This window comes from Actinopolyspora mortivallis (assembly GCF_003001495.1).
Taxonomy (GTDB): Bacteria; Actinomycetota; Actinomycetes; order Mycobacteriales; family Pseudonocardiaceae; genus Actinopolyspora; species Actinopolyspora mortivallis_A.
In genome coordinates, this window is the sequence record NZ_PVSR01000006.1 from 98,667 (window position 1) to 121,360 (window position 22,694).

Here is a 22,694-nt window from a genome sequence, read left to right on the forward strand (position 1 = left end):
ACCTCGGAGGGATGCGGATCAGGAGGCGGAGAAGGTCACCTTCCGCACCCCGTGGTGGCAGGTGTAGTCGTAACCACCCAGTTCACCGCCGGACTCCTCGGCCAGGCAGGTGAAGTCGTGGCTGCGGTAGTTCTCGCCGAGGTTCCCCTCGGCGTCGGCGGCGACGTCACGGGCCACTCCGCAGTCCACACCGGTGGCGTTCACGCCGAAGGCCCCGTGGTCCGTCTCCGGGCTGAAGGGGACGTCACCGCAGGAGCGGACGGGAGCGTAGTCGCCGGTGACGGTGGTGTCCCCGTCGAGCACGACCGTGTTGTCCTGCCGGACGGTGCTCTGCGGGTGGATCACCTCGCGCGGGCCCGTGGCGGTGCTGCCCACGGCGATACGTGCCACCGAGCTGCTTCCCTGCCGCAGGCCGACCGAGGCGGAGTACACCCCGTCGCCGTCGAAGTCGTTCAGCGCGATCGCGCCGAGGTCCCCGATACCGTCCACCTCGCCCTGGGCGGGGCCTTCCGGCTGGTCGAAGAGTCCGTAGAAGGTCATGCCGGCCGGAACGTCTCCGTCGGTACGCACCTGCATCCGCAGCTCCGTGGTCCCCCGCTCGGGCAGTTGCCCGTCGCTCTCCACCGGTTCCACGGTGCGCACCGTCAGCGGATCGTCCGTCTGCCCGCCGAAGCGTCCCGGCAGGCTGCCGGTGACCCGAACGCGTTCACCGAGGTAGGGGAGCAGGACCCCGGAGTCGGAGTCGAGCGTGTGTCTGGCCCCGCTCTCCGAGTCGATGACGGCATAGCCGGACTCCGCCCGGACCAGTTTTCCGGTGACCGTGGTGAACAGACCTCCCTGGTGTGACACGGACGGGGCGGGAGCCTTCTCGGACTCCCCGGGAACGGTCGCGGAAACAGCCGTTCCCGCACCCCCGAGAACGGTCAGTGCGGCGAAGGCGGCGGCAAACGTCTTGTGCATATCGGACTTCTCCTTCTCGCGTCGCGAGTCCCTTTTCGGTTTTCCGCCCCGTGGGACGCGCCGAAGCGGCGAAAGTTGCGTCCGCGTGCACATCGATTCGTCGCGAACCGCTTTTCCGCACGACACAACCCTTTGTTCGCCCCGATTCCGAATTCCCGCGCGGCTTACCCGGCACACACGCGCCCGTCGAACTGCTCCGAACGGAGCAGTCACACCGGTCCACACCGAGGCATTCGGAGCAATTCGGGACGAGACGGCCCGGAGGAGGGTGACCTACCCTCATGATCGGAGTGCGCCCACGGGGCGTGCCCCGGCGGCGGACGGACGCTACCCCCGACACTCCGCTCGTCGCCGGGCCTCAGCCTCCGGTTCGAGCGAGCACCGGCCAGCACAGCACGCGTGTTTGGTAAACAGGAGATACCGATATTCACTCCATAAGGTCATGAGACAGTAACGATCACGCAGTGACGCGCTCAACCGATCGCTCGGCGGGCCGCCAGGCAGGCACGTCCCGACCGAACCGCGTTCGAAGCGGCCTCCGTCATCACGCGACGGAGACCGCCGGACCACACCGAGAACCTGACAAGGGGAAGCAGCGGGGGCGATGAGCAGTCAGCAGCCGAGCCGACCGGCTATTACACCCGCGATGCGGGAACAGGCAGCACAACAGCCGAACAGCTGGCTGTACGTGGTGGATCCGATCTTCACCGACCCCAACGCGGAGGTGCCGCCCTGGGGGTTCATCGGCGGCTTCCGCGTCGACGAACACGGCCGGATCACCGAGGACTTCTCCCCGAACCCGAACTACCGCCCGTCCCCCGTGGCGCTGCGGCTGCCCGCCCCCACCAACGACGTGGAACGGGCCCTGCAGCTGACCACCACCGGTTACGCCCCCGCCCAGACCCTGCTGGCCGCCCTGCTGGAGACCGAACTCATCCTGTTCGCCCAACCCCAGGGTGACGGGCTGTTCACCCTCAACCACCACTCGGGTCGCAAACAACTTCAGGTCTTCACCTCGGAGGCACAGTTGCCGGGCAACTGGACCAGCTGGCAACGCATGACGGGCCGCTCCCTGGCGGGGATGCGCCCCCTCGGCACGGACCTACAGGTGAACCCGAACAGTGTCGTCAAGGTCCGTGTCCCCGCCGAGGACCTGATCCGCGCGGCGGGGCTTCCCGTCACGGCCAACCACACCACCAACGGAACCTCCACCGCCGCCGAGACGACCGTGCGGACCGACGTCTCCACGATCACCACACCCGGCCGCCCCACCACGAGCACCCTCTCCTCCGCCACGTCCCGGGAGTCCCCCTCCTCCGAGGCCGCGCCGGACCTGCCGTCACCGCCCCAGCACGAGGAACGCGAGCGGGTGGGCGACGATCCCTTCGGGGAACGTTTCCTGGGAAGTCTGCTGGCCACGGCGGCGGGGGACGCTCTCGGAGCCCCCGTCGAGTTCTACCCGCTCGAACAGATCAGAAGTCGTTACGGCACCGACGGGGTGACCGACTACGACCGCAACACCGAGCACCCGGGTGCGTTCACCGACGACACGCAGCTGACGCTGTTCACCCTCGAAGGCATGATCCGGGGGCATCTCGCCGTTCGCACCGGAGTCACCGAGAACCCGCTGCCCGCGATCCAGCTGGGACTGCAACGCTGGCTGCACACCCAGGGGTACTCCTGGGAACGTGCCGCCGGGCCGTTCCTGCACACCCACCCCGAACCGGACGGGTGGCTGGTCGCTCTGCCGGAGTTCTTCGCGGTGCGCTCACCCGCCAGCAGCAACATCAGCGCCCTGCGGGAGTTCGTCTCCTCCGAACGGCCGGGCAGTGTCGCCGAACCGCTGGGGCGTTCGGAGACCAACGGCGGGATGCTGCGCGCACTGCCGGCCGCGCTGTGGTCGCGGGATCCGCACACCGTCTTCGAGATGGCCACCGCCTGTGCCGCGCTGACCCACGGCGCGCCCGAGGGGTGTCTCCCCGCCGGGGTGCTGGGGGTGCTGCTGCGTCAGCTGTGGGACGGCCAGGAACTGGCCACGGCACTCGCGCGGGCTCGTGAGGTCCTCGCCGAGTACGCGCCCGACTGCGGCACGGAACAGGCCCTGGCCCGCGCCGTGGAGCTCGCCGAGCACGGCACCCCCACCCCCGAACGACTCAAGGACGTGCTCGGGGCCGGCTGGACGGCCCCGGAGGCACTGGCCATCGCCGTCTGCGCCGTGTCGAGCACGGAGAACCTGGCCCGCGCGGTGCTGTTGGCGGTCAACCACTCCGGCGACAGCGACTCCACCGGAGCCGTCTGCGGGGCCCTGGCCGGGGCGATGTACGGCAAGTCGGCGCTTCCCGGGGTGTGGCTGCGGGACCTGCGTCAACGCGAAACGGTCGAGGACCTCGGACGGGACGCGCTGCGGGAGTTCGGAACCTCCCCTCCGGACGACGAGGGATGGCGGCAGCGTTACCCCGGCCACGGGGACGTCTCCTCCCTGGGATTCGATCCCACCTTCGGTGGGCCCGTCTCCGCAGAGCCCTCCTCCCCGACCGGTTCCGCCGAGGCGGAGGAGGTTTCCGAACACTCCGGGACGGAAAGCTCCGCCGAGCGGTCCTCCGGTGCCAGCTCAGCCGCAGCAGCCCCTCCGGACTCCGCTGTCGGCGGTGGCTGGTTCCGCGGTCCCCTGCTCGGAGGGGCGGTGGGGGACGCGCTCGGTTACCTCGTCGAGTTCGACCCGCTGGCCGCCATCCGGGGACGGTTCGGTCCCGCCGGGGTGACCGGATTCCCGGAGAAGGGGGAGGCGTCCGCGGTGGTCAGCGACGACACCCAGATGACCCTGTTCACCTTGGAGGGCGTCATCCGCGCGGGGACCTCCGGGCGGCTGGGGAGGGCGACTCCTCCGGTCGAGACGGTGCAACACGCCTACCAACGGTGGCTGCACACCCAGGGGTTCGACTGGAAGGAGGCGCGCGGCCCCGCTGAGGAGGACGAACCGGACGGGTGGCTGATCGGACAGCGCGAGCTGTTCAAACGACGGGCACCGGGCACCACGTGCATCCAGGCCCTGCACGGCTTCGGCCGGGAACGCAGAGCCGGTTCGGTGGCCGCTCCGTTGAACGACTCCAAGGGCTGCGGCGGCGTCATGCGAGCCGCCCCCGTGGCGCTGTGGTCGACCGACCGGCGGGAGGTCTTCCGCGTCGCGGCCGAAAGCGCCGCCCTCACGCACGGCCATCCGAGCGGCTACCTCCCGGCCGGGGCGTTCGCCGTGATCGTGCGGGTCCTCCTCGACGGGTTCTCCCTCCAGCAGGCCCTCGACACGGCGTTGGGGGAACTGAGCCGGTGGGACGAGCACCAGGAGACGACGGCCTGCCTGAAACGGGCCGCGGAGCTGGCCGCCGCCGGGGAACGAGGACCGGAGACGATCGAGCAGCGGCTCGGTGGCGGATGGGTCGGCGAGGAAGCGCTGGGCATCGCGGTCTACGCCGCGCTCACCCACCCCGACTCGTTCACCGACGCCGTGCTGCTGGCGGTCAACCACTCCGGCGACAGCGACTCCACCGGCTCCGTCTGCGGCACCGTCATGGGGGCCGCGCTGTCCGCCGACTCGATTCCGGAGGAATGGGTGCGGGCGCTGGACCTGCGCGAGACGATCGAACGGATCGCCGCCGACGCCGAGCTGGAGTTCGGATCGGCACCGCCGGAGGACGCGGAATGGCTGCGGCGCTACCCGCTTCCCCCCGGGGAACGAGTCGCGGAGACCTCCGGTGCGGACGGGGAGGCACCGCCCCGGACGTGGCTGCCCGTGCGCGACACGGCCTCCTCGGAGGAGTCCGAGGCGCAACGGACGTCTCCCCGGACCGACGAACAGGAGGGGGAGGCAATCCCGGACACCGAGGAACACGCACCGCCGCCGGAGGAGCACGCGCCCACGGACACCGACGTCTCCCCCTCCGACTCCCCGGCCTCCCCCTCGGCGGAGACCGAGGACGCCGGGAAGGAAGAGGATCCCTCCTCCGCCGAGGACGCACCCCCGGAGGGGGAACGGCACACGGAGGAACCGCCCCCGACGGAGGAGGCGGCGGAGAACGAGCCCCTGTCCGCCGAGGAGTCCCGGCTGTTGAGTGCCTGGAGGCGGATCCAGGAGGGCGACGGGGACGTGCCCACCGAGCTGTACGAGGGACTGCGTGCACTGGCAGTCGACACGTTCGGTGCCGAGGAGGCCGCGCGGCTGCTCGGGACGCACGGGCGGAACCGGAACACGGGTGCTCTCGCGGAGGAGTCCCCCCTGGAGCTGGACCCCGACCAACGCCTGCGTGGCTGCGTGCTGGGCACGTTGTGCGGCGACGTCCTGGGAACCCCGTTGATGTTCACCACCGACGCGGGAAAGCTCGGCGCCGACGAGCTCGAGGAACTCGTGGGCACGGACGGGCGGGGAAGCTGCCTCAGCCAACAGCTGCTGTTCGTGCTGCACGGTGTGCTGCGCGCCGAACTGCGGAGACGGCTGCACGACTCCGAGACCACCACAGTGGACAACATCCGCACGAGTCTGCGGCAGTGGCTGGGCACCCAGGGGGTCGTGCTGCGGCGTCCTCCACTCGAGCACTGGCCGGGTGAGACACCCGCCCTGCGTGCCCAGCGTTTTCCCGATCACGCCAGCCTGGCCGCCCTCGCCGACCCGTCCGAGCACGGAACGAGGCCGGGACCGTTGAACCCGCCCAACGACGCGGACGGCTTCCTCGGCACGGCCCGTGCCGCTCCGCTCGGGCTGTTCGCCCCCGACCCCGCGGTCGCCTTCGCCCTCGGCGCGGAAAGTGCGGTGCTGACCCACGGCAGCCCGGACGGCTACCTTCCCGCCGGGATGCTCGCCGGGATGGTCAACGCGCTGCTGCGGGGTACGACGCTGGCGGAGGCGACCCGGCGGGCGCTGGCGGAACTGGACAAGTACGAGGGGGGCACGAACACGGCGGAGGCGGTCCGCTCGGCGGTACGGCTGGCCGAGAACGGACCACCGGAGGCCGCGGCCCTGAGCGAGCTCGGCAGCGGCTGGCGAGCCCCGGAGGCGCTGGCCATCGCCCTGGCGGCCGCGCTGTCCCGTCCGGACTCGTGGCGCGAGGCCGTGACCCTGGCCGCCTCCCACCCCGGCAACAGTGCCGCCACCTCCGCCGTCTGCGGCGGGCTGCTGGGTGTCTCCCGTGGTGAGGAGGCACTGCCCGCCGAGTGGGTCGAACGGCTCGAACTGCGTGAGGTCGCCGAAACGCTGCTGGCGGACCGACAGCGTCTGCGGGATCCGGAGGAACCGCTCCCGGACGAGGAGACTCCGGAATGGACGCTGCGGTACCTCGGCGGGGAAAGCGGCGGTAACGGAACATCCCGCTGATTCGATGCACCGGTGTGGCCGGCGGCCCGTGAGCTTCCGGTGCACCGGCCACCGGCCGAACCGGCCGGAGCTTTCCGTGGGTTTTCCCGGAGGCCGACCGGGCGGGCCCCTGGGCGGCAGGCGGGACTCCGCCCCGACGACGAGGATGACTGGTGCCGTGGAGAAGACGACGACCCCTCTCGGGGAGAACGAGGCGCGGCTGCTCGCGAGGTTGCGCGCGGACAGGCGACGTGCCGTACGACCCCCGTTGCGGGACGAGCGGGAGCGTGACCTGCTGAACCACTGGCGGCTGCTCCGCGCCGATCCTCACGGACCGTTGTGGGCGAGGACGCTGGAAAACGGGCTCACGGACACCGGCAGCGTCCCCCGAGCGGAGACGGGGACGTTGTTCGGCGACTGCCCCGAGGCACGGGGGAGGTTGCTGGGCGTGCTCCGGGGGTGCGCGGTGGCCGAGGCGTTCGTCCGGCGGGACACGGAAACACCGCGCACGACTACGATTCTGTCCGTTGTGGACGAAATGGTTCGGGCTCGTGCCGAGTTCCGCCGGCACGGTGAGGCCGACCCGGTGGAGGCGGCACTGCGCGGACAGCGGTGTCCGCTGCATCCCCACGGAGCCACCCACTCCGAGTGCACCGACTCCTCCGCCCGGAGGGACGAGGCCACGGGCGGAGAGCCTCCCGCCGCTCCCCGGAGCTCTCCGGGTGGTGAGGCCGATCCGGTGACGCTGTTCACCCTGGGCCGCCTCGAGGAGGGCGCTCGCCCCGGCACCCCGGAGGAACCCGTCAACACCGCGGAGTCGGCCGGTGCCGTTCCGGTCGCGGCGGTCGCGGCGGCGCTGTGGGCGGAGAACCCGTCCTCGGCCCTGCTGTTGGGCGAGCGGATGGCCGCCCTGACGCACGGTGGCCTCCGGGGGCACCGTCCCGCCGGGATCGCCGCGCTCGTCCTGTTCGGACTGCTGCGGGGCGGTGACCCGCGATCCCGCGCCGTCGAGGCAGTGGAACTGGCCGGGCACGAACGTGTCTGCCCCGAGGTGGCCGAAGCCGTGCGGCTGAGCGGGTTCCGCCCGGAGGGGAGCCGCCCCACCAGGAGGAACCTGGAGGCCGCCGCGGACTGCCGAACAGGGGCCGGGGTGTTGGCCGTGGCGCTGCGCGCGGTAATCAGCTGTCCCGGAGACCTCGCCGGGGCGCTGCGGGTGGCCGTCGACCACGGTGGTGACACCCTCGTCTCCGCGCTGCTCTGCGGACAGCTGTTCGGAGCCCACCACGGTCCGGACCGGCTTCACGAGGTCACGGGGCGGGTTCCGCGCCTCGATCCCCTGATCGAACGAGTCACCGCCGAGGCGGTACGCGAGTTCGGGGTGGCCTCCGACGAAGACCCGCAGCGGGAGGACTCTCCTCCGACGGCCCCGACCTCCGGGGAATCCGCGGAGAGCGACAACGAACCGACCGGGCAGTACCGCATCAGCGAGGTCTGGCAGGGGCGCTTCACGCACTGCGTTCTCGGCTGCGCCGTCGGCGAGGCGCTCGGAGGGGCGGTCGCCGGGGACTCCTGGCAGGAGATCACGGACCGCTACGGCCCCTCGGGGCTGCTGGAGTACGTGCCTGCGGGACATCCCTCGGGACGGATCGGCAGCGAGACACAGATCCTGCTGTTCACCCTGGAGGGGATGGTTCGTGCCGGGGTCGCCCGGCGCGGGACGGAGGTCGACCTCCCGACCGGGTACGTGCAGCACGCCTACCAGCGATGGCTGCACACCCAGCACCTGAGCTGGCCGCGCGCGGCGGGCGGGTTCCTGTCCGTGGCACCCGAACCGGACGGGTGGCTGGTGGGCCTGCGCGGGCTGTTCCAGACCCGCACGCCGGGACGGACCATGATGCGCACGCTGATCGCCTTCGCCAAAGGCCAACGGGAGATGGGGGCCCCGGAGACACCGGAGACCGACTCGGACGGCGGCACGGCCCTGTTACGCGCGGTTCCCGCCGCGCTGTGGAACGCGGACCAGGCCGAGACGTTCCGGGTGGCCGCCGAGCTGGCCGGTCTCACCCACGGCCACCCCGACGCCCGGCTGGGCACGGCGAGCCTGGCCGTGGTGGTCTCCCGGCTGCTGCGGGAGGTTCCGCTGTCCGAGTCGGTGGCGGAGGCCCTGGCAATGGTGGAGCGCCAGGAGGAAGGAGAGCGTGTTCGGTCCACCCTGGCCACCGCCGTGGACCTGGCCGAGGAGGGGCCGGTCCCGCCGGAACGCGTCACCGGAACCTTCGGCACCGGATTCACCGCCGTGGGGGCTTTGGGGATCGGGGTCTACTCCGCGCTCTGCGCCCGGGGGGACTTCGACCTGGGCATCCGGACAGCGGTCAACCACTCCGGGGACAGCGCGGTGTGCGGGGCGGTGGCCGGCGGGCTGTTGGCCGCCTCGACCCCGGATGCGGTTGAGGAACGCTGGACCCGGGAACTGGAGCTGCGCGAGACCGTGGAACGCATGGCCACCGACGCCGCGCTGGAGTTCGGCCCCGCTCCCCCGGAGACCCCCGAGTGGTTCGAGCGCTACCCGGCGAGCTGAGGAAGGAGAGCCGCACCCGAACCGAAAACGGGTCCCCAAAAACCCCGGATCTACTCACCCGGCTAGGGATCAGTGCCTTCTACCGGAGGACTCGGACCACGAGACGACACTGATCCACTCGGACGAAGACTCGTGAACGAAGAACAGCCATCCACGGTCAACCACCCCCAGTGAAAACGACACCAACAACGTCGAACCCACCCCGGTCAACCGACAATCAAAACACGAAAAAATTTCACCCCAAAGACGAACCAACGACAGAACCTACAACCAAAGCAAACAACACCGGGAACGCAACGGAAACAGCGAAAATTTCTCCTCTTCGAACCATGTTCCTTCTTTTGCGGCAGAACCGTTTCGCCAAACACCGCGCCCGATCCCGAGCCGACAGCCCTTCCAATCGGACCACCAACCCCTGCCACTGGAGCGCAGCCCACTCCTGCGACACATGCACCAGCTGCGCACCACCCCCGGCCGCGACATCACTTCCTGTCGAACCGGCTACGCCACAGAGGACCGCAGAAGCGGAACAGTCTCCCGAACCAGCCTCCGAAGAGAGCGAGACCGCAGAACGCAAGAAAGATCCAAAACTCCTCCGGCAATATCACGAACATCCAACGAAAGCACAGGAAAAACCAATGTCCAGACATTCAACACTGATTCATTCATCATTTTTGACCGATTTCGACCCATCCACGCCAACCCCTTTCGCCGCCAAAAGAAGCCCCAAGGAAAACACAAAAAACAACCAGCCAAACAATCCCCGGCCACCCCAGATCATAATAATACACACAACCAGCGCAGAAACAGAAAGAGCAAACAAGAAAGCACGATTTCTTCCTCTCAAAAGAATGTCGACCTCCACTGGCCGTGTCCGAACTGGAACGAACTCAGCAGTCATGGTACAAGCCCCACGTGTGCGAGACAGCGCTCTCGCACCGCGTTCTCCGCCCTGGAACCGTCAGTTCCCGAGGACGTCCGCACCACACTGGAGCGAACCGGGTGACTGGCTCCACAAGCCCGACTAGGCTGCGGCGCATGGCTGACGAACTCGTGCATCGCGTTGTGGACAACGGGATCGCCACGATCACCCTCGACTCACCGCACAATCGCAACGCCCTGTCGAAACGGTTGCGTCACGAGCTGCTGGAGGCGTTGGACGGGGCCCTCGCCGATCCCGAGGTCCGTCTGCTCGTGCTGGAGCACACCGGCTCCGTGTTCTGCGCCGGGATGGACCTGAAGGAGTCCCGCACCGAGGACGCGCAGAACCAGGGCATCAACGAGGTCCCACAGCTGGTGGAACGTGTGTGGACCAGCCCGAAACCCGTGATCGCCAAACTCGCCGGTCCGGCCCGCGCCGGCGGCCTGGGTCTGGTCGCCGCGGCCGACATCGCGGTGGCGGCGGAGGAGGCCACCTTCGCGTTCAGCGAGGTGCGCATCGGTGTCGTCCCCGCGGTGATCTCGGTCACCGTGCTTCCCCGGCTGCAACCCAGACAGGCCCACGAACTGTTCCTCACCGGCGAGACCTTCGACGCGCGCAGGGCGGTCGAGATCGGCCTGCTCAACTCCGCGGTCTCCGCGGCGGAACTGGACGCCGAAGTGGACCGCTACGCACGGATGCTGGCCCGGGGAGCTCCGAACGCCCTGGCCGCCACCAAGGAAATGCTGCGCACACCCCGGCCGGAGGACATGCGGACGGACTTCGCGAACATGCTGGAGCTGTCGGCCCGTCACTTCGCCAGTGAGGAGGCGGCCGAGGGAATGCGGGCCTTCGCGGAGAAACGCTCTCCCTCCTGGGTGCGCTGAGCGACGTAAGACCGCCGGGCGGGGTCTGCCGACCCCCCTCTCCGGAAGGAGACGGACGTTCCCGTGCTGTTCACCCGCCGGGTTCGTCGTCGGCGCACACCGCCCGGAACACCCGCTCACCGGAGCCGCCGGTGGCGGCGTACAGCACCGCACCGACCCGCCGGTAGGTCTTCGGGTCGTGGTCGGCCAGCACGCGGTGGCGCGACCAGACCAGCACGTGCTCCCCCGGCGGCAGCCAGCACAGGTCGATCAGGCAGTCGTACAGGGCGTCCAGGTTCCGCCCCGCCCACTCGGGGAAGGACAGCGTCGCCGCCACAGCGTCCAGCATGGCCCTCTTGCCGAACACCTCGCCGCCGTCGAGCACGTGCGGGACAGCTCCCGAGGCCCGGGCCTGGCGCACCGCCTCCCCGGTGGTGGCGAACACGGGCAACGGAGCGGATTCGACCACCTCGACGTCCCTTCTCGAACCCCGTCTCGGAAACCCCACCGGACTCATCGTCATCGCCCACGATTCGCGCTCGGCACCGGAACCGTCACCTCGCCGCTCACACGAGGTCCACGTGCTCGGCGAGCCACCCGAAGACCACCAGGGCGAGCATCACCAGCAACACGAACGTGACGCGGCCTCGCGAACTCACCCGCGCCTCCCCCGGAACTCTCCGACAGGAGAGACAGCACTACTCCGCTTCGACACGTCGCCCCTTCACGATAAGGCCCGTGCCGGTCCTCGCGCGAACACGCCGCCGTGCCACACGCACCGGGGGATCGGCCTCGCGCGTCCTCGTCAACCTGGCCACGAGCTCGTCCACCCCACGGTCGAGGCCCCGAGCCACGAGCCAGCACAACGGGATGAGCACGGCCAGCACCAGCGTCACCTGGAACGGGTAGGGCAGCATCACCAGCCACGACTCGATCCCGTCCCACATCGCGACCACTCCGCCCATCACGGCAAGCCAGCCTACCCCGCGGGACACCCGCCTGCGCGGCGGGCGCCCCGGAGGCCACGACGGCTCCCGGTGACCACCGGAAAGGACGGGAGGGAGTTCCCGGGGCTCAGCCCCGCTGCTCCGTGCCCACCTCCCCGGAGTGTCGCCTGATGGAGTCGATCACGGCACTGAAGTCGTAGCCGCCACCGCCCTCCTCGTTGAAGCGTTCGTAGATCCGCGCGGCCAGCCGGGCCAGCTCCGTGTCCGCGCCACTGCGGTCCGCGGCCGAGACCGCCAGTCCCAGGTCCTTGAGCATCAGGGAGGCGGCGAAACCGGGCTCGTAGTCGTGGTTGGCCCGGCTGGTCTCCACCATGTCCGGAACGGGGCAGTTGGTGGTCAGCGACCAGCACTGGCCGGTGGACACCGAAGCGACGTCGTACAGCGCCCGGTGGGACAGCCCGAGTCGCTCGCCGAGCACGAAGGCCTCGGCCACCCCGAGCATCGAGGTCGCCAGCATGAGGTTGTTGCACATCTTGGTGACCTGCCCGTTGCCCGCCCCGCCGCAGTGGATCACCTTGCGGGCCATCGGTTCGAGAAAGTCCCGCGCGGCCAGGTAGGCCCGCTCGGTTCCCCCCACCATGAAGGTCAGCGTTCCCGCCTCCGCTCCGGCGGTGCCGCCGGAGACCGGAGCGTCCACGGAGTCCAGACCGGCCTCCTCGGCCAGCTCGTGCGCCCGTCGAGCGTCGGCGACGTCCACCGTCGAGGAGTCGATCAGCAGTGTCCCGGGCGAGACGGCCGCGAGGATCCGGTCATAGCACTCCAGCAGGTGTTGGCCCCCCGGCAGCATGGTGACCACGGCATCGACCCCTTCCACCGCCTCGACCGTCGAAGCGGCGACCGTCACCCCCTGTTCGGAGGCCCGCCGCGTCGCCTCGGACGCGAGGTCGAAGCCCCGTACGGTGTGTCCGGCTTTGACCAGGTTCGCCGACATCGGGCCTCCCATGTGTCCCAGCCCGATGAATCCGATGACAGCCATGGCCGATCCGCCTTTCTCGTGATCCGACAGTTCCTGCGGCCGGGGGCTCGGGGCTCAGGTGGGGAGAACGAGGTCCCCACCGGCCGGACGTTCGAAAAAGGCGGCGACCCGCTCCTCGTCGACGTCCGCGAGGGTGGCCGGTGACCAGGAGGGATTACGGTCCTTGTCCACCACCGTCGCGCGCACCCCCTCCATGAAGTCGCCGCGGTGGACGCACCCCAGCGACACGCGGTACTCCTGCTCCAGCGCCCGTTCCAGGGAGTCGAGTTCCCGAGCGCCGCGCAGCTCCCGCAACGTGACCTTCAACGAGGTAGGGGACTTCGTGGCGATCGTGCTCGCGGCCCGCTGAGCCTCCTCCTCGGGACGGGAACGCAGCCCTTCCAGGATCTCCTCGACCGAGTCCCGGGCGTAGACCTCGTCGATCCAGGCGGCAGCCTGTGCCAGCTCGGAACGCGGTGGCGTGGTGGAGTACTTCTCCAGACAGGCGTCGACCTCGCCGGAGGTGAGCGCGGTGACGAGGTCGTCCAGGTCCGTGCCGGGCACGTAGTGGTCGGCCAGCCCGCAGTGCAGCGCGTCGGCCCCGCTCACCGGCTCCCCGGTCAGCGCCAGGTGCGTGCCCAGCTCACCGGGAGCGCGGGAGAGCAGGTAGGTTCCCCCCACGTCGGGGGCGAAACCGATCCCCACCTCGGGCATTCCCACCTTGGACCGCTCGGTGACCACCCGGTGCGAACCGTGTGCCGAGATCCCGACACCGCCGCCCATGCAGATGCCGTCCATGATTCCCACGACCGGCTTGGGGTAGCGGGCCAACGCGGCGTTCATCCGGTACTCGGCGGCCCAGAACGTCTCGGTGAGGTCGACCCGTCCGGCCCTGACCGCGTCGTACATGGCACGGATGTCGCCGCCCGCGCACAGGCCGCGTTCCCCGGCCCCCTCGACGAGCACGGCACGCACCCGGTCGTCGGTGCGCCACTGCTCCAGCGCGGACGTGACCGCCCGCACCATGTCGAAGGTCAACGAGTTCAGGGCCTTCGGCCGGTTGAGCGTGATCCGCCCCAACGCGCCCTGTACCTCGAACAGCACCTGCTGCTCGGCGTTCTCCTGGGTGGTCATGAGTCAGACTCCAACAGTCCACGGGAAATGATCAAACGCATGATCTCGTTCGTGCCTTCCAGGATCTGGTGCACCCGGAGGTCACGTACGATCTTCTCCAGTCCGTACTCGGAAAGGTATCCGTAACCCCCGTGGATCTGAAGAGCCTCGTTGGCCACGCGGAAACCGCTGTCGGTGGCGAGTCGTTTCGCCATGGCGCACAGCCGCGTGGCCTCCGGGTCACAGGCGTCGAGCGCGGCCGCGGCCCGCCACAGCAGGGTGCGGGCCGCCTCCAGCTCGGTGGCCATGTCGGCGAGCTTGAAACGCACTGCCTGGAAGTCACCGATGCGGGAGCCGAAGGCGTGACGCTGTTCGGCGTAGGCGGTGCTGAGTTCCAGGGCGGAACGCGCTCCGCCCAGGGAGCACGCTCCGATGTTGAGTCGTCCTCCGTCCAGCCCGGACATGGCGATCCGGAAACCGTCGCCCTCCTCCCCGAGCCGGTTGGCCACGGGAACCCGCACGTCGGTGAAGACGACCTGCCGGGTGGGCTGGGCGTTCCAGCCCATCTTCCGCTCCTCCGGCCCGAAGGAGATTCCCTCGGTCTCGCCGTCGACCACCAGCGTGGAGATGCCCCTGGGGCCGGGCTCACCGGTGCGCACCATCACCACGTAGACGCCCGCGTAGCCGCTTCCGGAGATGAACTGCTTGACGCCGTTGACCACGTAGTGGTCGCCGTCGCGCACCGCCCTGGTGCGCAGGGCCGCCGCGTCGGAGCCCGCCTCGGGCTCGGTGAGGCAGTAACTGCCCAGTCGTCGCATGGAGCACATCTGCGGCAACCACGCGGCGCGCTGCTCGTGGTCACCGTAGGCGTCGATCATCCAGGCGACCATGTTGTGTATCGAGACGTAGGCCGCGATGGTGGGGCAGCCGGTGGCCAGTTCCTCGAAGACGAGCGCGGCGTCGAAACGGCCGAGCCCGCTGCCCCCATACTGTTCGTCGATGTAGACGCCCCCCATGCCGAGATCGCCCGCCGCCCTGAGCACGTCCACGGGGAAGTGCTTGTCACGGTCCCACTCCTGCGCGTGGGGGGCGATACGCTCGGCCGCGAACTCACCGGCGGTCTCCTTGATCGCACGCTGGTCCTCCGTGAGGGCGAACGGGGATCGCGGCGATGCTGTCGCTGCGACGGAAGCGGTCACTGGGAACTCCTGCTCGGTCGTGACGTCGGATCGCGACGTCGTTTCCTCGCTGTCGACCTGTTGTCCCGCCACGGGTTCCCCGTGGTCCCGCGACGGGATCGCCGACGCCGCTCCCACGGGGCCCTTCCCGGCACTCGGAACACCGTCGGTGCTCGCGGCCGGTCGTGGGGTCAGTGCATCGTCGGGATGGTGAAGCTGGCGTCCTCCTTGCGCCCGGAGGGCCAGCGCGAGGTCACGGTCTTGGTCCTGGTGTAGAACCGGATGGAGTCCGGGCCGTGCTGGTTGAGGTCGCCGAATCCGGAACGTTTCCATCCGCCGAAGGTGTGGTAGGCGATCGGGACCGGGATGGGGACGTTGATACCGACCATGCCGGTGTTCACCCTGCTCGCGAACTCCCGTGCCGAGTCGCCGTCCCTGGTGAATATCGCGACTCCGTTGCCGTACTCGTGTTCGCTGGGCAGGCGCAGCGCCTCCTCGTAGTCGGCCGCGCGCACCACCGACAGCACCGGCCCGAAGATCTCCTCGCGGTATATCCGCATCTCGGGGGTGACGTTGTCGAACAGCGAGGCGCCGAGGAAGAACCCGCCCTCGTGGCCCGGCATCCGGAACCCGCGACCGTCGACCAGCAGGTCCGCGCCTTCGGCGACCCCGAGGGCGATGTAGTCCTCGACCCGTTTCCTGGCCTGCTCGGTCACCAGCGGTCCGAAGTCGGCGGACTCGTCGAAACTGGTTCCCGTCCGCAGTCGGCGGACCCGCTCGGTCAGTTTCTCCACGAGCGCGTCGGCCGTGGGCTGTCCGACCGGCACGGCCGCCGAGATGGCCATGCAGCGTTCGCCGGCAGAGCCATAGCCCGCTCCCACCAGCGCCTCCACCGCCTGGTCCAGGTCGGCGTCCGGCATGATGATCATGTGGTTCTTGGCGCCGCCGAAGCACTGCGCGCGTTTGCCGTGGGCCGCCGCCGTGGAGTAGATGTACTCGGCGATGTCGGAGGAGCCGACGAAGCCGACGGCGGCCACCTCCCGGTGCAGCAGCAGGGAGTCCACGGCCGTCTTGCCGCCGTTGACGACGTTGAACACGCCGGGGGGCAGTCCGGCCTCGACGAACAGCTCGGCCAGCCGCAGCGGCACCGAGGGGTCCCTTTCGGAGGGTTTGAGCACGAAGGAGTTTCCGCAGGCGATCGCGGGGGCCGCTTTCCACAGCGGAATCATCGCCGGGAAGTTGAAGGGGGTGATTCCCGCCGCCACGCCGAGCGGCTGCCGCATCGAGTACACGTCGATGCCCGCACCGGCTCCCTCGGTGTACTCCCCCTTGAGCAGGTGGGGGATCCCGGTGGCGAACTCGACCACCTCCAGCCCCCGCTGGACGTCCCCCTTGGCGTCCGGGACCGTCTTGCCGTGCTCGGACGCCAGCAGCCGGGCTAACGAGTCCATCTCCTCGTTGCACAGTTCGAGGAACCTCATCAGCACCCTGGCGCGGCGTTGGGGGTTCCAGCTCGCCCATGTGCGCTGTGCCTCGGCCGCGTCACGCACGGCGGAGTCCACCTCCTCGGCCGAGGCGAGCGGCACTCTGGCCTGCACCGTGCCCGTGTTCGGGTCGAAGACGTCGTCGTAGGCCCCCGAGGTGCCCGCGACACGTTCGCCTCCGATGAAGTGCTCCAGCTCGTCGGTCATCTGCCTACGCACCCTTCCCCCGCACCGCTGGGCGGACGCCATAACTAGGAAGACAAACTTTTGGTGGACCAATCATTCACCCACTCCACCACACCGCAAAAGGGTGTGCTACATCACAACTCGATCGGGTGAAGAAAGGGGCCGCGCGAGAAGGCGAGGGACCACGGCGGCAGGCCGCCCCGGAACCCGGGCACCGCACGAGCACGACGAACCGTGTGAGCCGTTCCGGGGGCCGCACACAAGCGTGGGCGGGAACCCGCCGATCCGGGTTCCCGCCCACTCGCACCATCGCGATCATCACACCCCGCCACAGGGCCGCTGGTGCGTCTGGGTGAACACCCCCGCAGGAGTGGAGTGCTCACGGTCGTGGGAGCTGTGGTACACCTCCTTCTTCCGACGGTCGGACCGCGCGGAGACCGGGGATCCCGCACGGCCCGGCGCATCCGGGTCCTCGGGACGGGGCCGCGGCCCCGTCCCGCACGACGTTCCGCCCCGTTGCCGACAACCGGCTCAGAACTGGGCCGTCTCGGTGGAACCGGCCAGGGCGGTGGTCGAGGAGTCCGGGTTCACCGCCATGCTGATCTGGTCGAAGTAGCCGGTGCCCGCCTCCCGCTGGTGCTTGGTGGCGGTGTAGCCGTCCTTCTCGGCGGCGAACTCCCGGTCCTGCAGGTCGACGTAGGCGCTCATGTCCTCGGAGGCGTAGTTCTTCGCCAGGTCGAACATGCTGTAGTTCAGCGCGTGGAAGCCGGCCAGGGTGATGAACTGGAACTTGTAGCCCATCTGGCCGAGCTCACGCTGGAACTTGGCGATGGTGCTGTCGTCCAGGTTCTTGCGCCAGTTGAACGAGGGCGAGCAGTTGTAGGCCAGCATCTTGTCCGGGTACTGGGCCTTGATCGCCTCGGCGAACCTCTTGGCCACGTCCAGGTCCGGAGTGGAGGTCTCCATCCAGATCAGGTCGGCGTAGGGCGCGTAGGCGAGCCCGCGCTCGATGCACGGCTCGATGCCGTTGTTGACCTTGTAGAAGCCCTCGGAGGTGCGCTCACCGGTGACGAACTTCTGGTCCCGCTCGTCGACGTCGCTGGTCAACAGCGTGGCTGCCTGGGCGTCGGTCCGCGCGACCACCAGGGTGGGCACCCCGGCGACGTCGGCGGCCAGCCGGGCCGAGTTGAGCGTCTTGACGTGCTGGCTGGTGGGGATGAGCACCTTGCCGCCGAGGTGGCCGCACTTCTTCTCGGAGGCGAGCTGGTCCTCCCAGTGCACACCGGCAGCGCCGGCCTGGATCATGCCCTTCATCAGCTCGTAGGCGTTGAGCACACCGCCGAAACCGGCCTCGGCGTCGGCGACGATCGGGGCCAGCCAGTGCCGGTCCTCCTGCTCCACCTCGGTGGCCTCGGCGTCCAGCGCCTCGGCCCAGGCGACCTGGTCGGCCCGCTTGAGCGCGTTGTTGATGCGCCGGACCACCTGGGGAACGGAGTTCGCGGGGTACAGGCTCTGGTCCGGGTAGGTCTCGCCGGCCAGGTTGGCGTCGGCGGCGACCTGCCAGCCGGACAGGTAGATCGCCTGCAGTCCGGCGCGGACCTGCTGGACCGCCTGGTTACCGGTCAGCGCTCCGAGGGCGTGGATGTAGTCGTTCTCGTGCAGCAGCTTCCACAGCCGCTCGGCTCCCTGACGAGCCAGCGTGTGCTCCTCCTGGACGGAGCCGCGGAGACGGATGACGTCGGCGGCCGAGTAGCTGCGCTCGACTCCCTTCCAGCGGGGGTTGGTCTCCCAGTCGCGCCGGAGTTCCTCGGCTGCCTGAAGGGCCTGTTCGCGGGTGCCGGGCTGAGGCATGGTGTTCCCTCTTTCGATCGCTTGCGGCCTGCTACTGACCAGTATTGGTACTTCATCAAGAAAAAACGAGGAGCTATCAAGACAAAATTTTGGATTTTTTCTGTTACAGTGAAGCCCATGTCGGAGTTCACGGACGACTCGGAGAAAGAAAGCGGCACGTTCTCCACCGAGCAGGACCTGCTGGTGTTCGGGCAGCGCCTGCGCCACATGCGCAAGGCGGCCGGACTCACCCTTTCCGAGCTGGGAAAACGCGTCGACCGCGCTCCCTCGCAACTCTCGCTGCTGGAGAACGGCCACCGCGAGCCCAAGCTCTCGTTACTCAGGTCACTCGCGGCGGCACTCGGCAGCTCGGTCGACGAACTGATGTCGAAGAAACCGCCGAACCGCCGGGCCGAGCTGGAGATCGCCGTCGAACAGGCCCAACTGGACCCGCTCTACCAGCAGCTCGACGTGCCGCCGCTGAAGATCAGCAAACGCGTCCCCACCGAGGTCCTGGAGCACGTGCTCGCGCTCTACGAGGAACTCCGACGCCGGGAGACCAAACGCGTGGCCACCCCGGAAGAGGCCAGGGCCGCCAACGCGGAACTACGCGCCATGATGCGCGAGCACGGGAACTACTTCCCCGAGATCGAGAAGTCCGCCGGACAGATACTCCACCGGGTCGGCTACCACGGTGGGCCGCTCTCCGAAGGGCTGATCCAGTCCATCGCCACCCATCTCGGTTACGGGCTGCGGTTCGTCACCGACCTGCCCCGCTCGGTCCGTTCCGTCACCGACCTGCGGCACAAGCGGATCTTCCTGCGACGGGAGTCGCTGGGCATGCACAGCCCCCGCACCATCCTGCTCCAGACCCTGGGGCATCTCACCCTCGGCCACCGCCAGCCCCGCGACTTCGCCGACTTCCTGCGGCAACGCGTGGAGGCGAACTACTTCGCCGCCGCCGTGCTGATCCCGGAGACCCCGGCCGTGGAGTACCTGCGGCAGGCCAAGGCGGAACGCGACCTCGCCGTGGAGGACCTGCGCGACGTCTTCTCCGTGTCCTACGAGATGGCCGCCCACCGCTTCACCAATCTGGCCACCCAGTACCTGGACCTGGTGTGCCACTTCGTCCGCAACGACGAAACCGGCATCATCTACAAGGCCTACGCCAACGACGGCCTGGAGTTCCCGGCCGACCCCACCGGGGCGATCGAGGGCCAGCGGATGTGCCGGTACTGGGCGGGCAGGCAGGTGTTCTCCTCACCGGACCGGTACTCCACCTACTACCAGTACACCGACAAGCCGGGAGCCACCCACTGGTGCGTCGCCCACGTCGACCCCAGTCGGGGACGGGACTTCGCCATCACCCTGGGTGTTCCCTACACCGAGTCCCGGTGGTTCCGCGGACGGGAGACCACCAACCACTCGAAGTCCGGCTGTCCGCACGGGGAGTGCTGCCAACGTCCCCCCGCCGAACTCGCCAACCGCTGGCAGGGCATGGTCTGGCCCTCGGCCCGTGCCCACTCCCACGTGCTCTCCGCGCTGCCCTCGGACACCTTCCCGGGAGTGGACGAGGCCGACGTCTACGCCTTCCTGGAGGCCCACGAGTAGGAGGTCGACCCCGCCGGCGCGTGGGCCGGAGGGCCTCGCGGTCCGGTGGACACGGTGCGGGCGCTCGACCGCCCCACCACACCACCGCGAGCCCCGCCTCACGTGCCGGTGCGGCTCACGGGCGCGGTTGCGGCGGGAACCCCAGGGGTTACTTCTTGCCCTTGGACGACTCGTCCTTGGCGCCCTCGTCGGTGGACAGCGCGGCCACGAACGCCTCCTGCGGCACCTCGACGCGGCCGACCGTCTTCATCTTCTTCTTGCCTTCCTTCTGCTTCTCCAGCAGCTTGCGCTTCCGACTGATGTCGCCGCCGTAGCACTTGGCGAGCACGTCCTTGCGCATGGCGCGGATCGTCTCGCGGGCGATGATCCGCGATCCCACGGCGGCCTGGATCGGCACCTCGAACTGCTGGCGGGGGATGAGCTCCCGCAGCTTGGAGGCCATCCTGGTGCCGTAGGCGTAGGCGTTGTCCTTGTGCACGATCGCGCTGAACGCGTCCACCGCCTCGTGCTGCAACAGGATGTCCACCTTGACCAGATCCGCGGCCTGGGTTCCCGACTCCTCGTAGTCCATGGAGGCGTAGCCCCGGGTGCGGGACTTGAGGTGGTCGAAGAAGTCGAACACGATCTCGGCCAGCGGCATGGTGTAGCGCAGCTCGACCCGGCTCTCGGAGAGATAGTCCATGCTGTCGAGTCGTCCCCGCCGCGCCTGGCACAGCTCCATGATCGCACCGACGAACTCCGAGGGAGCGATGATCGTGCACTTGGCGATCGGCTCACGGACCTCGGCGATCTTGGCCTCCGGCCAGTCGGAGGGATTGGTCACCTCGACCTCGGTGCCGTCCTGCAGGGTGATCCCGTAGACCACGTTCGGGGCCGTGGAGATCAGGTTGAGCCCGAACTCCCGTTCCAGGCGGGCCCGGGTGATCTCCAGGTGCAGCAGTCCCAGGAACCCGCAGCGGAAACCGAACCCGAGCGCCCCGGAGGTCTCGGGCTCGTAGGTCAGCGCGGCGTCGTTGAGCAACAGCTTGTCCAGGGCGTCCCGCAGGACCGGGTAGTCCGACCCCTCCATGGGGTAGAGCCCGGAGTAGACCATCGGGATCGGATCGCGGTAGCCGGGCAGCGGTTCCTCCGCGCCCCCCTTGGCCAGGGTGATCGTGTCACCGACCCGGGACTGGCGAACGTCCTTCACCCCCGTGATCAGGTAACCGACCTCCCCCACGCCCAGCCCCTCGGAGGGCTTCTGCTCCGGAGAGATGATCCCCACCTCGAGCAGCTCGTGCGTGGCGCCGGTGGACATCATCCGGATCTTCTCCCTCGGGGTGATCCTGCCGTCGACGACACGGATGTAGGTGATCACACCCCGGTAGGTGTCGTAGACCGAGTCGAAGATCATCGCACGGGCGGGGGAGTTCTGTTCACCCTCCGGCGCGGGAACGTTGAGCACGACCGCGTCGAGAACATCGGCCACGCCCTCACCACTCTTGGCCGAGACCCGCAGCACGTCGGACTCGGAGCAACCGATGATGTGGGCGAGCTCGGAGGCGTAGCGGTCCGGCTCCGCGGCGGGCAGGTCGATCTTGTTGAGCACGGGGATGATCTCCAGGTCGTGCTCCATGGCCAGGTAGAGGTTGGCCAGGGTCTGGGCCTCGATGCCCTGTGCCGCGTCGACCAGCAGGATCGCTCCCTCACACGCCGCCAGGGATCGACTGACCTCGTAGGTGAAGTCCACGTGTCCCGGCGTGTCGATCAGGTGCAGCACGTAGTCCTCGCCGTCGAGCTGCCACGGCAGCCGCACGTTCTGCGACTTGATGGTGATGCCGCGTTCCCGTTCCAGGTCCATCCGGTCCAGGTACTGGTCCCGGTACGCGCGCTCGTCGAGCACCTCGGTGAGCTGCAACACCCGGTCGGCCAGGGTCGACTTGCCGTGATCGATGTGGGCGATGATGCAGAAGTTCCTGATGCGTTCAGGAGAGGTGAAGGTCGTGTCTGCGAAGGTGCTCACTGAAGTCTTCCTCGCGGGATGTCGACTCGCGTACGGGCGGGCTTTTGCCCCCCATCGTCCCACGGAAGTTCCGAATGTCCGATGCCAGCTCCGGAAAGGACCACCTCGTGAGGTCCGCGGCGCCCGGACACGACGCTCCGGAACCCCTCCCGGAGGGCGGCACCAGCCGACAGGTCGGTCCGAACCTCCCGCTCAGCCCGCTCGCGTGTCGGCACGCAGCGGGTGCTCGGGTGGCACCTGCACCAGCACGATCCGCATCCCGTCCGGATCGGCGACGGTTCCCTCGATCAACCCCCAGGGCTGGCGCACGGGCTCGGCGAGGACCTCCACCCCACGTCCGCGCAGCTCGTCGACGGTCTCGGCCACGTCGCGCACCTGCAACCACAGCATCTGGTCCTCGCTGGGGCCGGCACCGCCGCTGCCGGAGACCTCCAGCAGCCCCTGGCCGAGGAAGAACACCGTGCCGCCGGGGAACTCGCGGTGGATCGCCAGTCCGAGCGTGTCCCGGTAGAAGCGCACCGAACGGTCGTGGTCGCCGGGCCGCAGAATCATCCTGCTGCTGAGTACCTCCATGCCCCCGTCCTACCCGATCGCGGCCGGATCCGCCGAACGGTCGCCGGACACCGGCGATCCGTCCTCGGTGACGAGGATCCTTCACGTCCGG

At 69.1% G+C, this 22,694-nt stretch carries 15 protein-coding genes; 4 read left to right on the plus strand and 11 right to left on the minus strand.

Going from position 1 to position 22,694, the window contains the following annotated elements; translation table 11 throughout:
* Positions 1–18 precede the first annotated feature (18 nt).
* Positions 19–960, minus strand: a complete 942-nt coding sequence (locus tag CEP50_RS07010) for a hypothetical protein (protein ID WP_106113106.1) — start codon at positions 958–960, stop codon at positions 19–21.
* Between the two features lie 604 nt (positions 961–1,564).
* Here CEP50_RS07010 and CEP50_RS07015 point away from each other — a divergent pair.
* Positions 1,565–6,322, plus strand: coding sequence for a type VII secretion system-associated protein (locus CEP50_RS07015; RefSeq protein WP_258174958.1), 4,758 nt, complete (start codon positions 1,565–1,567; stop codon positions 6,320–6,322).
* A 157-nt stretch (positions 6,323–6,479) separates the two neighbouring features.
* Positions 6,480–8,879 (plus strand): ADP-ribosylglycohydrolase family protein, encoded by a 2,400-nt coding sequence (locus CEP50_RS07020; RefSeq protein ID WP_106113108.1) that lies wholly within the window; start codon positions 6,480–6,482, stop codon positions 8,877–8,879.
* A 661-nt stretch (positions 8,880–9,540) separates the two neighbouring features.
* Here CEP50_RS07020 and CEP50_RS19810 read toward each other — a convergent pair.
* Positions 9,541–9,780, minus strand: a complete 240-nt coding sequence (locus CEP50_RS19810; RefSeq protein ID WP_146134756.1) for a hypothetical protein — start codon at positions 9,778–9,780, stop codon at positions 9,541–9,543.
* Between the two features lie 137 nt (positions 9,781–9,917).
* Between CEP50_RS19810 and CEP50_RS07025 the strand changes: the two genes are divergently transcribed.
* Complete coding sequence (locus tag CEP50_RS07025; protein WP_106113109.1) at positions 9,918–10,685, plus strand: enoyl-CoA hydratase-related protein; 768 nt, start codon at positions 9,918–9,920, stop codon at positions 10,683–10,685.
* Between the two features lie 70 nt (positions 10,686–10,755).
* Here the strand turns inward: CEP50_RS07025 and CEP50_RS07030 are convergent, their stop codons facing one another.
* The 7 genes from CEP50_RS07030 to aceA form a co-directional block, all read right to left on the minus strand.
* Entirely contained in the window at positions 10,756–11,133 is a 378-nt protein-coding gene (locus tag CEP50_RS07030; protein ID WP_258174960.1) for a barstar family protein, read from the minus strand.
* Positions 11,134–11,362: 229 nt separating this feature from the next.
* The gene (locus tag CEP50_RS07035; RefSeq protein ID WP_106113110.1) at positions 11,363–11,629 is read right to left on the minus strand and encodes a hypothetical protein; all 267 of its coding nucleotides are present in this window, start codon (positions 11,627–11,629) and stop codon (positions 11,363–11,365) included.
* A gap of 109 nt (positions 11,630–11,738) precedes the next feature.
* The gene (mmsB, locus tag CEP50_RS07040) at positions 11,739–12,647 is read right to left on the minus strand and encodes a 3-hydroxyisobutyrate dehydrogenase (RefSeq protein WP_106113111.1); all 909 of its coding nucleotides are present in this window, start codon (positions 12,645–12,647) and stop codon (positions 11,739–11,741) included.
* Between the two features lie 54 nt (positions 12,648–12,701).
* A complete protein-coding gene (locus CEP50_RS07045; protein WP_106113112.1) occupies positions 12,702–13,760 on the minus strand; it encodes an enoyl-CoA hydratase/isomerase family protein in 1,059 nt (352 codons plus the stop codon).
* The gene (locus tag CEP50_RS07050) at positions 13,757–14,938 is read right to left on the minus strand and encodes an acyl-CoA dehydrogenase family protein (RefSeq protein ID WP_106113142.1); all 1,182 of its coding nucleotides are present in this window, start codon (positions 14,936–14,938) and stop codon (positions 13,757–13,759) included. Before CEP50_RS07050 ends, CEP50_RS07045 begins: the two co-directional genes overlap by 4 nt.
* A gap of 170 nt (positions 14,939–15,108) precedes the next feature.
* Complete coding sequence (locus tag CEP50_RS07055; protein ID WP_106113113.1) at positions 15,109–16,608, minus strand: CoA-acylating methylmalonate-semialdehyde dehydrogenase; 1,500 nt, start codon at positions 16,606–16,608, stop codon at positions 15,109–15,111.
* 510 nt (positions 16,609–17,118) lie between these two features.
* Entirely contained in the window at positions 17,119–18,438 is a 1,320-nt protein-coding gene (aceA, locus tag CEP50_RS07060) for an isocitrate lyase (protein WP_019855044.1), read from the minus strand.
* A gap of 117 nt (positions 18,439–18,555) precedes the next feature.
* Here aceA and CEP50_RS07065 point away from each other — a divergent pair, with 117 nt between their 5' ends.
* Entirely contained in the window at positions 18,556–20,028 is a 1,473-nt protein-coding gene (locus tag CEP50_RS07065) for an XRE family transcriptional regulator (protein WP_106113114.1), read from the plus strand.
* Between the two features lie 148 nt (positions 20,029–20,176).
* Here the strand turns inward: CEP50_RS07065 and lepA are convergent, their stop codons facing one another.
* Together lepA and CEP50_RS07075 are read right to left on the minus strand one after the other, a co-directional pair.
* On the minus strand, positions 20,177–22,030 hold the full coding sequence (gene lepA, locus CEP50_RS07070) for a translation elongation factor 4 (protein ID WP_106113115.1): 1,854 nt from the start codon (positions 22,028–22,030) through the stop codon (positions 20,177–20,179).
* Positions 22,031–22,222: 192 nt separating this feature from the next.
* Positions 22,223–22,603 (minus strand): VOC family protein, encoded by a 381-nt coding sequence (locus CEP50_RS07075; RefSeq protein WP_106113116.1) that lies wholly within the window; start codon positions 22,601–22,603, stop codon positions 22,223–22,225.
* Positions 22,604–22,694 lie beyond the last annotated feature (91 nt).

What these genes read in the sequence shown, in the direction of transcription:
- CEP50_RS07010 (WP_106113106.1), bottom strand. Translation starts at nt 960, where the DNA reads ATGCACAAGACGTTTGCCGCCGCCTTCGCCGCACTGACCGTTCTCGGG.
- CEP50_RS07015 (WP_258174958.1), top strand. Translation starts at nt 1,565, where the DNA reads ATGAGCAGTCAGCAGCCGAGCCGACCGGCTATTACACCCGCGATGCGG.
- CEP50_RS19810 (WP_146134756.1), bottom strand. Translation starts at nt 9,780, where the DNA reads ATGACTGCTGAGTTCGTTCCAGTTCGGACACGGCCAGTGGAGGTCGAC.
- CEP50_RS07025 (WP_106113109.1), top strand. Translation starts at nt 9,918, where the DNA reads ATGGCTGACGAACTCGTGCATCGCGTTGTGGACAACGGGATCGCCACG.
- CEP50_RS07035 (WP_106113110.1), bottom strand. Translation starts at nt 11,629, where the DNA reads ATGGGCGGAGTGGTCGCGATGTGGGACGGGATCGAGTCGTGGCTGGTG.
- mmsB (WP_106113111.1), bottom strand. Translation starts at nt 12,647, where the DNA reads ATGGCTGTCATCGGATTCATCGGGCTGGGACACATGGGAGGCCCGATG.
- CEP50_RS07045 (WP_106113112.1), bottom strand. Translation starts at nt 13,760, where the DNA reads ATGACCACCCAGGAGAACGCCGAGCAGCAGGTGCTGTTCGAGGTACAG.
- CEP50_RS07055 (WP_106113113.1), bottom strand. Translation starts at nt 16,608, where the DNA reads ATGACCGACGAGCTGGAGCACTTCATCGGAGGCGAACGTGTCGCGGGC.
- aceA (WP_019855044.1), bottom strand. Translation starts at nt 18,438, where the DNA reads ATGCCTCAGCCCGGCACCCGCGAACAGGCCCTTCAGGCAGCCGAGGAA.
- CEP50_RS07065 (WP_106113114.1), top strand. Translation starts at nt 18,556, where the DNA reads ATGTCGGAGTTCACGGACGACTCGGAGAAAGAAAGCGGCACGTTCTCC.
- CEP50_RS07075 (WP_106113116.1), bottom strand. Translation starts at nt 22,603, where the DNA reads ATGGAGGTACTCAGCAGCAGGATGATTCTGCGGCCCGGCGACCACGAC.